At 67.0% G+C, this 12,825-nt stretch carries 11 protein-coding genes; 7 read left to right on the top strand and 4 right to left on the bottom strand.

All coding sequences use genetic code 11. The features are described 5' to 3' along the window. Positions 1–202 precede the first annotated feature (202 nt). Entirely contained in the window at positions 203–1,324 is a 1,122-nt protein-coding gene (locus ABIC90_RS14245; RefSeq protein WP_354354888.1) for an MBL fold metallo-hydrolase, read from the top strand. Between the two features lie 211 nt (positions 1,325–1,535). Continuing rightward, the gene (locus ABIC90_RS14250) at positions 1,536–2,747 is read left to right on the top strand and encodes a porin (protein WP_354354890.1); all 1,212 of its coding nucleotides are present in this window, start codon (positions 1,536–1,538) and stop codon (positions 2,745–2,747) included. Positions 2,748–2,851: 104 nt separating this feature from the next. On the opposite strand, the gene ABIC90_RS14255 is transcribed toward ABIC90_RS14250, so the two are convergent. From ABIC90_RS14255 to ABIC90_RS14270, 4 genes are all read right to left on the bottom strand, one after another. After that, positions 2,852–3,058 carry a hypothetical protein gene (locus ABIC90_RS14255; RefSeq protein WP_354354892.1) on the bottom strand — a complete coding sequence of 69 codons (207 nt, stop codon included), beginning with the start codon at positions 3,056–3,058 and terminating at the stop codon, positions 2,852–2,854. Further along, complete coding sequence (parC, locus tag ABIC90_RS14260; protein ID WP_354354894.1) at positions 3,058–5,463, bottom strand: DNA topoisomerase IV subunit A; 2,406 nt, start codon at positions 5,461–5,463, stop codon at positions 3,058–3,060. Before parC ends, ABIC90_RS14255 begins: the two co-directional genes overlap by 1 nt. Positions 5,464–5,594: 131 nt before the next feature. Then, the gene (locus ABIC90_RS14265; protein ID WP_354354896.1) at positions 5,595–6,473 is read right to left on the bottom strand and encodes a lytic transglycosylase domain-containing protein; all 879 of its coding nucleotides are present in this window, start codon (positions 6,471–6,473) and stop codon (positions 5,595–5,597) included. Between the two features lie 24 nt (positions 6,474–6,497). Next, a complete protein-coding gene (locus ABIC90_RS14270; RefSeq protein ID WP_354354898.1) occupies positions 6,498–8,486 on the bottom strand; it encodes a DNA topoisomerase IV subunit B in 1,989 nt (662 codons plus the stop codon). Positions 8,487–8,641: 155 nt separating this feature from the next. Here ABIC90_RS14270 and ABIC90_RS14275 point away from each other — a divergent pair, with 155 nt between their 5' ends. The 5 genes from ABIC90_RS14275 to bamC all read left to right on the top strand — a co-directional run bounded on the left by ABIC90_RS14275 (position 8,642) and on the right by bamC (position 12,825). Further along, the gene (locus ABIC90_RS14275; protein WP_354354900.1) at positions 8,642–9,865 is read left to right on the top strand and encodes an MFS transporter; all 1,224 of its coding nucleotides are present in this window, start codon (positions 8,642–8,644) and stop codon (positions 9,863–9,865) included. 25 nt (positions 9,866–9,890) lie between these two features. Then, positions 9,891–10,031: a hypothetical protein gene (locus tag ABIC90_RS14280; RefSeq protein ID WP_354354902.1), complete on the top strand. Its 141-nt coding sequence runs from the start codon at positions 9,891–9,893 to the stop codon at positions 10,029–10,031. A gap of 22 nt (positions 10,032–10,053) precedes the next feature. After that, positions 10,054–10,623, top strand: coding sequence for a class I SAM-dependent methyltransferase (locus ABIC90_RS14285; RefSeq protein WP_354354904.1), 570 nt, complete (start codon positions 10,054–10,056; stop codon positions 10,621–10,623). A gap of 43 nt (positions 10,624–10,666) precedes the next feature. Then, on the top strand, positions 10,667–11,593 hold the full coding sequence (dapA, locus tag ABIC90_RS14290; protein WP_436318214.1) for a 4-hydroxy-tetrahydrodipicolinate synthase: 927 nt from the start codon (positions 10,667–10,669) through the stop codon (positions 11,591–11,593). A 140-nt stretch (positions 11,594–11,733) separates the two neighbouring features. Further along, positions 11,734–12,825 carry an outer membrane protein assembly factor BamC gene (gene bamC / locus ABIC90_RS14295; protein ID WP_354354908.1) on the top strand — a complete coding sequence of 364 codons (1,092 nt, stop codon included), beginning with the start codon at positions 11,734–11,736 and terminating at the stop codon, positions 12,823–12,825.

A 12,825-nucleotide genomic window follows, 5' to 3' on the forward strand; every position in this document is an offset into this window, starting at 1 on the left:
GGCCATGGGAGCCATGGCGCCCCGCAGTCTGGCGCTTTGCAGGCGCCGGGGCCATAGAACGCATGGCATAAGACCTGCGCCCTGCACCGGCCGGCCCCGAATTTCCCTGCGCGCCGAATGTTTCTGTCGCTGAAACCATCCGGGCGCGGGCTCCCGCTAGGCTCGCGCCTCCAATCCACAACACACGACAGAGGTTTTCTTCATGGCTGACGATTCGGCTTCGCAGGGCTCCTACCTGCCCGCGCTCCTGCGCAGGGGCACCGCGTTCGCGGCGGCGGGCTGCGCTTTCTTTGCGGGTTGCAGTGCGGCCGGCGGCGGCGAAACACGCTACGACAACTCGCCGCAGTTCAGGGACGGCGTGTTCCAGAACATGCCCAACCCCGAAGAGAAGCCCTCGGCCAGCGGCTGGCGCATCTGGTCGCGCTTCATCGTCGGCAGCAAGGTCGACACCGTGCCGGTCGATGCCATTCCGGTACGCGCGCTCGAACGCAAGGACCTGGACGCGCTCGACGCCACGGCGAACCACGTCGTGCGGCTCGGCCATTCGTCGCACCTGCTCAAGCTCAAGGGCAAGTACTGGCTGATCGATCCGATGTTCAGCGAGCGCGCATCGCCCGTGCAGTGGGCCGGCCCCAAGCGCTTTCACAAGCCGCCGCTCACGCTGGAGCAGTTGCCACCCATCGAGGGCGTGATCCTCTCGCACGACCACTACGACCACCTGGACGTGGCGACCATCGAGTACCTGGCGAACAGCGTCAAACGCTACTTCGTGCCGCTGGGCGTACGCGCCCGGCTGGCGGTGATGGGCGTGCCGGTGGAGCGCGTGAGCGAGTTGGACTGGTGGCATGAGGCCGCGCACGACGGGGTGAAGCTCACCGCCACGCCTGCGCAGCATTTCTCGGGCCGCACGCTCGCCGACCGGGGCCGCACGCTGTGGGCCTCGTGGGTGGTGCAAAGCGGCGAACAGCGCATCTTCTACAGCGGCGACTCAGGCTACTTTCCGGGCTTCAAGCAGATCGGCGACCGCTTCGGCGGCTTCGACCTGGCGCTGATGGAAAACGGCGCCTACGACCCCTACTGGCCCGGCGTGCACATGACGCCCGAGCAGAGCGTGCAGGCCTTCGAAGACCTGCGGGGCAAGGTGTTCCTCTCGGTGCACAACAGCACCTTCGACCTCGCCTTCCACAACTGGCACGACCCGCTGGACCGCATCGCGCGCCTGACCGAAGCCAGGAACATCGAGCTGGCGACGCCGGTGGTCGGCGAGGTGGTCACGGTGGGGCAGGCGCGGACCAACACGCGGTGGTGGCAGGGGCTGCGCTAACCAGCTCGCGGGCAACGCGCTCCTGCATCCGTAGCGCAGCCGTACGGCGCGCGCATGACACGGCCGTTCGCTTCGAGGGGACAACTTTCGTTCGCAATCAGACTGTCTTGTTCGGCAACAACACTCCATGACTGTCTCGATGCCGCAAGGCACGAGGCGCCCAGCGCCCGCTTCGACCGGAGCGGCGATTCCCCCTCATGGAGTGATACGAATGAAGAAATCCCTGGTCGTCCTGGCCGCACTCGCCGCTTGCGGCGCAGCCTCGGCACAGTCCACCGTGACCCTGTTCGGCGTGGTCGATGCCGCCGTGCGCAGCGTTTCGAACAAGAGCGAATCGGCCACCCCCTTCGGCCCCGTCTACTCGGTCAAGACCAGCCGCACCGAGCTCGCCAACTCGGGCCTCAGTTCCAGCCGCCTGGGCTTTCGCGGCGTGGAAGATCTGGGTGGCGGTCTCGCTGCGGGCTTCTGGCTCGAAGCACCGATCACCAACGACGACGGTGCCACCGGCGTCTCGGCGTTCTCGCGCCGCTCCACCGTGAGCCTGTCGGGCGCGTTCGGCGAAGTCCGCATCGGCCGCGACAAGACCGCCACGGTGTACACCGAAGAGCAGTACGACCCGTTCGGCGACACCGGCATCGGCGGCTCGCTGATCATCGACGCCAACGAAACCAGCGTGAGCGGCACCGGCTTCGGCTCGAACAGCGCCTACAAGCGCAGCGGCAACATGGTGCAGTACTTCCTGCCGCCCAAGCTGGGCGGCTTCTACGGCAGCGTGGAATACGCGCTGCACGAGCGCACCCGCACCTCGCCGGACACCCTGGCCGGCGCCGACCGCTCCAGCGCCGGCCGCCACATCGCAGGCCGCATCGGCTACGCCAACGGCCCGTTCGACATCTCGGCCAGCTATGCGCAGAACGACACCACCTTCACCACCGGCACGGGCAATGCCGCCGTGGCGCGCCCGGGGAAGATCAACACCTTCAACCTCGGCTCGACCTATGACTTCGGCGTGGCGAAGGTGTTCGGTATCGTTTCGCGCTCCAGGGACGAGCGCGATCCGCTCAACATCTTCACGCGCACGCCGGACCTGGACCTCACGGGTTACCTGCTGGGCGTAAGCGTGCCGATCGGCCCGGGCGTGATCCGCGCGTCGTATTCGCGCGTGAAGTACGACTTCAACCGGCCGCAGCAACTCTTTGCCGTGACACCGGCCGACCCCAAGGCAAGCAAGCTGGCGCTGGGCTACGTGCACAACCTGTCCAAGCGCACCGCGCTCTACGGCACGATCGCGCGCGTCTCCAACAAGAACGGCGCGAACCTCACGGTCGGCGCCGGCCCGTCGTACGCCGCCGCATTCAATTCGGTGGCGCTGCGCCCCAAGACTTCGACCGGCTACGAGTTCGGCATTCGCCACACGTTCTGAGACCGGCGCAAGCTCGAGGTTTTCTCCAAGGGTCCTTGAACAGATCCTTTTCAGGCCCGCCTCGTGCGGGCCTTTTTTGTTGCGGCTGGCCGGCTACTTGCCGACTACTTTCCGCTCTCGCGCCGCTCGCGCGCCCGCCGCACCTGCCGCGTCTCGTTGGCCTGCGATGCAATCCGGTCCTTCTCCCGCTTCCTGGCCGCGCGCTTCTCGCGCATGCGCCGGCCCAGCACATAGCTGCCGATGCCCGTGACCACCGCGATGAAAAGGCCGATGACGCTGACGTCGATACCGCTGATGTCGATGCCGCCCATCACAGCACCCGCACGATGCTGGCCGGCTTGAAGCCCAGGTCGGCCGCCTTGCCCTTGCGCGCACGGCTGCCGCGCGCGTTGTTGAGCGTGCGGATTTCCAGGGTCTCGTCGCGCTCCTTTCCGCCGCGGCCGATGCCCTCGATCTTCACGCTGCGCGTGTAGGCCGCGGCACCGGCGAGGGTGTCCTTGGGTTCCAGGTCGATCAGCGTGAGGCCGCGGCCGCCCTTGGGCAGGCTCTTGAGTTCGGCGATGTCGAAGGTCAGGATGCGGCCGCCCGTGGAGGCGCAGGCCACGTGCGTGGCCGCCGGCATCGGTTCGGCGCCGCTCGCGCCGCCCACCAGCGAGGGGCGGCAAAGCTGTTCGCCCTCGCCCACGTCGATGAAGGCCTTGCCGCCGCGCTGGCGCGACACCATGTTCTCGACCGTGGCGATGAAGCCGTAGCCGCCGGTGTTGGCCAGCAGAACGCTCGCGCCCACGGGGCCCGCGAAGAAATGCGTGACGTGCGTGCCGGCGTCGAGTTCGATGAGCGTGGTGACCGGCTGGCCGTCGCCGCGCGCGCCGGGCAACGAGGCCACGGGCACGGTGTAGACGCGCACGGTCTTGTCCTTGGCGGAGCCGAACACCAGCAGCGTGTCGACGCTGCGGCATTCGAAGGCGCCGTAGAGCGCGTCGCCCGACTTGAAGCTGTACTCGGGCGTGGTGCTGCCCTTTTCCCCGTTCGCTCCGGCCTTCTCGCTCGCCCAGCCTTTTTGCGCGCGGACCCAGCCCTTCTGCGACACGATGACGGTGACCGGCTCGTCGACCACCTTCACTTCGGCCACGGCGCGCTTCTCGGCCTGGATGAGCGTGCGGCGCGGGTCTTCGAAGGTCTTGGCGTCGGACTCGATTTCCTTGATCAGCAGGCGGCGCAACGCCGCCGGATTGCCCAGGATTTCTTCGAGCTTTTTCTGTTCTTCGCGCAGGCCCTTCAGCTCCTGCTCGATCTTGATGGCCTCCAGCCGCGCAAGCTGGCGCAGGCGGATTTCGAGGATGTCCTCGGCCTGGCGCTCGCTGAGGTTGAAGCGCGCAATGAGCGCGGCCTTCGGGTCCTCCGCCGCGCGAATGATCGCGATCACCTCGTCAATGTTGAGCAGCACCAGCTGCCGCCCTTCGAGGATGTGGATGCGCTCCAGCACCTTGTTGAGCCGGTGCCGCGAGCGCTTCTCGACGGTGATCTCGCGGAAGGCGATCCACTCGTTGAGCATCTGGCGCAGCGACTTCTGCGTGGGCTTGCCGTCGATGCCCACCATCGTGAGGTTGATCGACGAAGAGGTTTCCAGCGAGGTCTGCGAGAGCAGCGTGGTGATGAACTCGTCCTGGCTGATGCGCGAGGTCTTGGGCTCGAACACCAGGCGCACGGCGGCGTCCTTGCTGGATTCGTCGCGCACCACGTCCAGCATCGACAGCATCGCGGCCTTGAGCTGGGTCTGGTCGGCCGAGAGCGCCTTCTTGCCCGCCTTGACCTTCGGATTGGTGATTTCCTCGATCTCTTCGAGCACCTTCTGCGTGCTGACGCCGGGCGGGAGCTCGTTGACCACCAGTTGCCACTGGCCGCGCGCGAGTTCCTCGATCTTCCAGCGGGCGCGCACCTTGAGCGATCCGCGGCCGGTGCGGTAGGCGTCGGCGATGTCGCCCGCGCCGCTGATGATCTGCGCGCCGCCCGGATAGTCGGGGCCGGGCACGATGGTGAGCAGTTCTTCTTCGCTGAGCTTGCCGTTCGACTTGATCAGCGCCACGCAGGCGTCGGCGATCTCGCGCAGGTTGTGGCTCGGGATTTCGGTGGCCAGGCCGACCGCGATGCCGCTCGCGCCGTTGAGCAGCGTGAAGGGCAGGCGCGCGGGCAGGAGGCGCGGCTCTTCGGTGCTGCCGTCGTAGTTGGGAATGAAGTCGACCGTGCCTTCGTCGATCTCGTCGAGCAACAGGCTGGTGATGCGGGCCAGGCGCGCTTCGGTGTAGCGCATGGCGGCGGCACCGTCGCCGTCACGGCTGCCGAAATTGCCCTGGCCGTCGACCAGCGGATAGCGCTGCGAGAAGTCTTGCGCCATGCGCACCAGGGCGTCGTAGGCGGCCTGGTCACTGTGGGGGTGGAAGCGGCCGAGCACGTCGCCGACCACGCGCGCGCTCTTGACGGGCTTGGCACCCACGGTGCCGTTGGTGCCGCCGAAGCCCAGGCCCATGCGCGACATCGAATACAGGATGCGCCGCTGCACCGGCTTCTGGCCGTCGGACACATCGGGCAGCGCGCGGCCCTTGACCACGCTGAGCGCGTACTCGAGGTAGGCGGTCTGCGCGTAGTCGGCCAGCGTGAGGGTGGTGTCGCCGTCGGTGGGACCCTGGAGATCGAGCGGAGGTTGGGAGTCGTCCATGGAGAAGAAGAGAAGAAAGAATCAATGGCTGCGGGCCGCGCGCGTTGGCGCTCAGCCCGGGGTGGAAGTAAGGCGCCTCGATGAAGACCCGGCAGGGCTCGTCGCCGGAAGGAATGGCAGACACAGCGCCATCACGACACCGGCGTCTCGGCGGCGCCGGGCGGAACCGGCGCTGGCTCGGGGATGTCGGGCATCGACGGCATGCCGGCGGGCGAGCCGGGCGGCATGTTGCCACGGCCGACGGCACCGCCCTTGGGCACCACCAGCTCCATGCGGATGCGGCCGGGCGCATTGCCGCCGCGCCCGCCGCCGCCCCCGGTCGCGGCCGAGGGCTTGAGGTAGGCATAGAGCTGCAGCACCGTCTGCACGTAGTTCTGCGTTTCCTTGTAGTTCGGAATCTTGTTGCCCGCGCGCTGCACCGCGCCCTCGCCCGCGTTGTAGGCCGCGAGCGCCAGTTCGATCTGGCCCGGGAACATCGCGATCAGGTCGCGCAGGTAGCGCGAACCCGCGGCGATGTTGATGCGCGGATCGAACAGCTTTTTTTCGATGGTGCTGCGCTTGTCCGCCGCGACGCCATAGCGCTGCGCAGTCGCGGGCATGAGCTGCATGAGGCCCATCGCGCCCTTGGGCGAGACGGCCTGCGCGTCGAAGCCCGATTCGGTGGCAATCAGCGCCTGCAACAGTTCGTAGTCGATCGAGTGTTTGTTCGACGCATCGCGCAGCGCGGCCTTGGCGGTTTTGTAGCTGGGCGAGGCCTCGAAGAGCGCGAGCAGCGTCTGCGACGCGGGCGGCACCTTGCCGTCGAGCTTGCGCCCGCTGCGCGAGAGCGGCGAGATGCCCTTGGATGTGTCGAAACTCTGGCCGCCCCGGAAGAAGATCTGGTAGCGCTCGTCGATTTTTTCGGAGGCGAAGTGGGCGACGCCCTTGCTGTCGATGTAGCCGTAGATGTCAGCGGCGTGCGCGAGCCCCTGCTGCATGCACAGCAGCAAGGCCAGGAGCAAGGGACGCATGAAATCTGAAAGTGTCACAGGGCATCAAACATCGATATCGACGTCATCGGCGCGCAGTTCCATCAACTCGCGCCGGGCGGCCGCTTCGCCCTTGCCCATGAGCTTGGTGATTTCGCCCTGGGTGGATGTGAAGTCGAAGCGTCCCAGCTGCACCTTCATGAGGCGCCGGGTGTCCGGATTGAGCGTGGTTTCCCACAATTGTTCCGCGTTCATTTCGCCCAGGCCCTTGAAGCGGCTGATGCTCCAGGCGCCTTCGCGCACGCCGTCCTTGCGCAACTTGTCGAGCGTAGCGGTGAGTTCGCCCTCGTCGAGCGCGTAGACCTTGGAGGCCGGCTTCTTGCCGCGCGCGGGCGCATCGACCCGGAACAGCGGCGGCTTGGCCACATACACATGCCCGGCTTCGATGAGCTTGGGAAAGTGGCGGAAGAACAGGGTGAGCAGCAGCACCTGGATGTGCGAGCCGTCCACGTCGGCATCGGAGAGGATGCAGACCTTGCCGTAGCGCAGGCCGCTCATGTCGGGCGAGTCGTTGGGGCCGTGCGGATCGACGCCCACGGCCACCGAGATGTCGTGGATTTCGGTGTTGGCGAAGAGCCGGTCGCGCTCTACTTCCCAGGTGTTGAGCACCTTGCCGCGCAACGGCAGGATGGCCTGGCTTTCCTTGTCGCGGCCCATCTTGGCGCTGCCGCCGGCGGAGTCGCCCTCGACCAGGAACACTTCGTTGTGGCTCGTGTCCTTGCTCTCGCAATCGGTCAGCTTGCCGGGCAGCACGGCCACGCCGGAGCCCTTGCGCTTCTCGACCTTCTGGCCGGCGCGCTGGCGGGTCTGCGCGGCCTTGATGGCCAGTTCGGCAAGCCGCTTGCCGTAGTCGACATGCTGGTTGAGCCACAGCTCGAGCGCGGGGCGCACGAAGCTGGAAACCAGCCGCACCGCGTCGCGCGAATTCAGGCGTTCCTTGATCTGGCCCTGGAACTGAGGGTCGAGCACCTTGGCGCTCAGCACATACGAAGCGCGTGCAAACACGTCTTCGGGCAGCAGTTTCACGCCCTTGGGCAGCAGCGAGTGCAGCTCGATGAAGCCCTTCACCGCGGTGAAGAGGCCGTCGCGCAGGCCGCTTTCGTGCGTGCCGCCGGCGCTGGTCGGAATCAGGTTGACGTAGCTCTCGCGCACCGGCTGGCCGTCTTCGGTGAAGGCCACGCACCAGTCGGCGCCCTCGCCTTCGGCGAAGTTGTCGGCGTTCTTGTCGGCATGGCCGCTGCCTTCGAACAGCGGAATCACCGGGTCGCCGTTGAGCGTCTGCATGAGGTAGTCGCTCAGGCCGCCCTTGTAAAGCCACTGCTGCACTTCCTTGGTCTTTTCGACGGTGAGCGTGACGCTCACGCCGGGCATCAGCACCGCCTTGCTGCGCAAAAGGTGGGTGAGCTCGGCCATGGGCAGCGCGGCGGTTTCGAAGTACTTGGCGTCGGGCCAGGCGCGCACCGTGGTGCCCTGGCGGCGCTCGCCGGCTTCGAGCTTGCGGATCTCGAGCGCCTCGATCACGTCGCCGGCGCTGAAGGCCAATTTGGCGATCGAGCCTTCGCGGTGGGAGGTCACTTCGAGCCGCTTTGACAGCGCATTGGTCACCGACACGCCCACGCCGTGCAGGCCGCCCGAGAAGCTGTAGGCGCCGCCGGAGCCCTTGTCGAACTTGCCGCCGGCATGCAGGCGGGTGAACACCAGCTCGACCACGGGGGCCTTTTCCTCGGGGTGCAGGCCGAACGGGATGCCGCGGCCGTCGTCTTCGATGCTCACCGAGTTGTCGGCATGCAGCGTGACCTTGATCTTCTTGCCGTGGCCGGCCAACGCCTCGTCGGCGGCGTTGTCCAGCACTTCCTGGATGATGTGCAGGGGGTTGTCGGTCCGGGTGTACATGCCCGGGCGTTGCTTCACGGGCTCGAGGCCCTTGAGCACGCGGATGGAGCCTTCCGAATAGCCGGAAGCGGAATCTGAGGAGGTCTTGGGGGGAGTCGCCATGGGGGCGGATTGTAGTCAGTCGCCACCAAATGACTGGATACCCATACAGCAAACGCTTTGATGACAGATGCGCATCGAAACGGCGCGGATAAATCATCAATGGCAATGCGCGCCCGCGCACCTGCCCCGGCGCGCAAGTGGCTACATTCGACGCCATGCAAGCCCCCACGCCCACTCTCTCGATCAAGCAGGTGCTGTTCTGCGGCGCCATGATCGTCACGCTCTCGATGGGCATCCGCCACGGCTTCGGGCTCTGGCTGCAGCCGATCACGCAGGCGCAGGACTGGAGCCGGCAGACCTTTTCGTTCGCGCTGGCCATCCAGAACCTCTCCTGGGGCATCTTCGGGGTGTTCGCGGGCATGCTCGCCGACCGCTTCGGGGCCTTCCGGGTGCTGATCGGCGGCGCGGTGTTCTATGCGCTGGGGCTGCTGGGCATGGCGCATTCGCCGACGCCGCTGCTCTTCACCCTCAGCGCGGGCGTGCTGATCGGCGCGGCGCAGGCGGGAACCACCTATGCGGTGATCTACGGCGTGATCGGGCGGCAGATTCCGGCGGAGCGGCGCTCGTGGGCCATGGGCGTGGCGGCGGCGGCCGGGTCGTTCGGGCAGTTCCTGATGGCGCCCATCGAAGGGCGCCTGATCGGCCAGTTCGGCTGGCAGACCGCCCTGGCGGTGCTGGCCGTGCTGGTGCTGGTGATCGTGCCGCTGGCCTTCGGCCTGCGCGAGCCGCGGCGCGAGGCGCTCGCCGGGCAGCGCGAGCAGTCGGTGCTGCAGGCGGTGGGCGAGGCCTTCCGCTACCCGAGCTTCGGCCTGCTGATGGCGGGATATTTCGTCTGCGGGTTTCAGTTGGCCTTCATCGGCATCCACATGCCGACCTACCTGCGCGACCGGAGCCTGTCGGCCGACGTGGCCGGCTACGCGCTGGCGCTGATCGGGCTCTTCAATGTGTTCGGCACCTACACGGTCGGCCTGCTGGGGCAGACGCTGGCCAAGCGCAAGATCCTCGCGGCGATCTACTTTGCCCGGGCGATCTCCATCGCGCTGTTCCTGATCGTGCCGATCTCGCCCATCAGCGTGTATGTGTTCTCCGCGGCAATGGGCTTTCTGTGGCTCTCGACCGTGCCGGCGACCAATGCCATCGTGGCGGGCATCTTCGGGGTGGCGCACCTGTCGATGCTCAGCGGCTTCGTGTTCCTGAGCCACCAGGTCGGCTCGTTCCTGGGGGTGTGGCTGGGCGGGTACCTGTACGACACGACCGGGAGCTACGACGTGGTCTGGTACATCTCGATTGCGCTGGGCGTGTTCGCGGCGCTGATCAACCTGCCGGTGAAGGAACACGCCATTGCGCGCGGGGCCGGGCCGGCAGCCGTGCCGGGCTGATGCCGGACGGGCAGACAATCGCACCATGACACCGCAAACGCGTCACCACCTCGTGCATGCCGCCTGGCTCGCCGCCGCGCTGGGAGTGCTGGGCGGCGTGTTCATGCTCTATACCCATCCGGACTTTCTGGTGACGCTGGTCGATCAGGTGTGGTCCTGTTTCTGAAGCTGACCTGCCTGATCCACCCATGAAAGAAGCAAGCACGCTGCACGGCACCGGGGCGCCTTCCGAATGGATCGTGCGCTGGTCGCATCTGTTGGCTGCCGGCGCGACCGTGCTCGACGTGGCTTGCGGTTCGGGGCGGCACATGGAATGGCTGTCGGGGCGCGGGCATGCGGCCACGGGTGTCGACCGTTCATCGGAAGCCATCGAAGCCGCGAGCGCCTTCGGCCGCACCGTCACGGCCGACATCGAAAACGGCCCCTGGCCCTTCGCCGGCCAGACCTTCGGCGCGGTCGTCGTCACCAACTACCTTTGGCGCCCTCGCCTGGCCGACATCGTCGACGCCGTGGCACCGGGGGGCGTGCTTCTCTACGAAACCTTCGCCGCCGGCAACGAGACCGTCGGCAAACCCTCGCGGGCCGACTTCCTGCTGCAGCCCGGCGAGCTGCTCGCCGCCTGCGCAGACCTGCGCGTGGTGGCCTACGAAGACGGGTTCCTGACCGGTCCGGCGCGTTTCGTGCAGCGCATCGCCGCGATCCGCCCGCCTGCGCCCGTGCCCGGCCAGCCGCTGCGCGCGCCCCTCGAGGGAAACTGAGGGGGCGGCCCCGGCTGCGGCTGCGGCGCCCGGAGTAAGTAGAATCGGCGCTTTCGTCCACCGACAAAGAGATTCCCCCTTGGAGCAACTGACAGGCAGCATCGTCGCGCTCGTCACGCCGATGCACGACGACGGCAGTGTCGACTACCCCGCCCTGCGGCGGCTCATCGACTGGCACATCGAAGAAGGTACCGACTGCCTCGGCGTGGTCGGCACCACCGGCGAATCGCCGACGGTCGATGTGGAAGAACACTGCGAAATCATCCGCGTCTCGGTCGAGCAAGCCAAGGGCCGCGTGCCCGTCATGGCCGGCTGCGGCGCCAATTCGACCAAGGAAGCCATCGAGCTGGCCAAGTTCGCCAAGGGCGTGGGCGCCGCTTCGCAGCTGCAGGTCGTGCCCTACTACAACAAGCCGACGCAAGAAGGCCAGTACCAGCATTTCAAGGCCATCGCCGAAGCCGTGGGCGACCTGCCCGTGGTGCTTTACAACGTGCCCGGCCGCACCGTCGCCGATATGGCGCACGACACCGTGCTGCGCCTGGCCCAGGTGCCCGGCATCATCGGCATCAAGGAAGCCACCGGCAACATCGAACGCGCCCAGTGGCTCATTCGCGACCTGCCCAAGAACTTTGCCGTCTACTCCGGGGACGACCCGACGGCAGTGGCGCTCATGCTCTGCGGCGGCCAGGGCAACATCAGCGTCACGGCCAACATCGCGCCGCGCAAGATGCACGAGCTGTGCGTGGCGGCGCTCGCAGGCGACGTCAAGCGCGCGATGCAGATCCAGTTCGAGCTCATGCCGCTGCACCGCAACCTGTTCGTCGAGCCCAACCCGATCCCGCTCAAGTGGGCCATGGCCAGGCTCGGCCTGTGCGGCGGCGCCCTGCGGCTGCCGCTCACCGAACTCGGCGAAGCGAGCCGTCCGGCCGTCGAAGGCGCGCTGCGCGCCACCGGCCTGCTCAAGGGCTGAGCCTCCACCCCACCCACACCTCCACCGATTCATTCCCCCGGCCGCATCAGGGTTAAGCAACCTTTTGCCAGAACTGTGCTCAGAGATGGCGGGCGCTGCGGCCCACGACAGACCGAACCATTCCAACAAGGAAGACGACGTTGAAGAACCTTTCGCAACTTTCGCGATTTGCATTGCTGGCCACACTTGCCGCCAGCCTCGCCGCCTGCTCCGTCCTCGAGAGCGACAAGATCGACTACAAGAGCGCCGGCAAGGCCCCGACGCTCGAAGTCCCGCCCGACCTGTCGCAGCTCTCGCGCGACAACCGCTATGCGGTGCCCGGCGGTGCCGTCACCGCCAACGCCTACCAGGCCGGCATTGCCAATGCGCCCGGCATTCCCACCGCCGTGACCAGCATCGGCGACGTGCGCATGGAACGCGCCGGCACGCAGCGCTGGATCGTCGTCAACCGTACGCCCGACCAGCTCTGGGACCCGGCCAAGGACTTCTGGCAGGAAAGCGGCTTTCTGCTGACCACCGAGCAGCGCAACCTGGGCATCATGGAAACCGACTGGGCCGAAAACCGCGCCAAGCTGCCGCAGGACATCATCCGCGGCACGCTGGGCAAGCTGGTCGATTCGGTCTACTCCACCGGCGAACTGGACCGCTTCCGCACCCGCATCGAGCGCACCCCGAACGGCACCGAGATCTTCATCAGCCACCGCGGCATGCAGGAGGTCTACAACAACTCGCGCCAGGACCAGACCGTCTGGCAACCGCGCCCGAGCGACCCTGAGCTCGAAACCGAATTCCTGCGCCGCCTGATGGTCAAGCTCGGCGTCTCGCAAGAGCAGTCGAAGATCCTGGCCGCCACCTCGGCGCCGGCCAAGACCGCCACCGTCGCCAGCGTGGGCAACCAGCCCGTGGTGCAGATCAGCGAAGGCTTCGACCGCGCATGGCGCCGCGTCGGCCTGGCGCTCGACCGCACCGGCTTCACCGTGGAAGACCGCGACCGCAGCGCCGGCGTCTATTTCGTGCGCTACGTGACGCCCAACCCCGACAAGAAGGAAGCCGGCTTCTTCGGAAAGCTGTTCAGCGGCTCGGCCAAGGACGAAAAGCCGATCAAGTTCCGCATCCTGGTCAAGAGCCAGGGCGAGGCCACCACGGTCTCGGTGCAGAACGAAGCCGGTGCGCCCGAAACCTCGGCCAACGCACAGCGCATCGTCAAGGTCATCGCCGACGATCTGAAGTAA

This window comes from Variovorax boronicumulans, from assembly GCF_040544675.1.
GTDB lineage: Bacteria > Pseudomonadota > Gammaproteobacteria > Burkholderiales > Burkholderiaceae_C > Variovorax > Variovorax boronicumulans_D.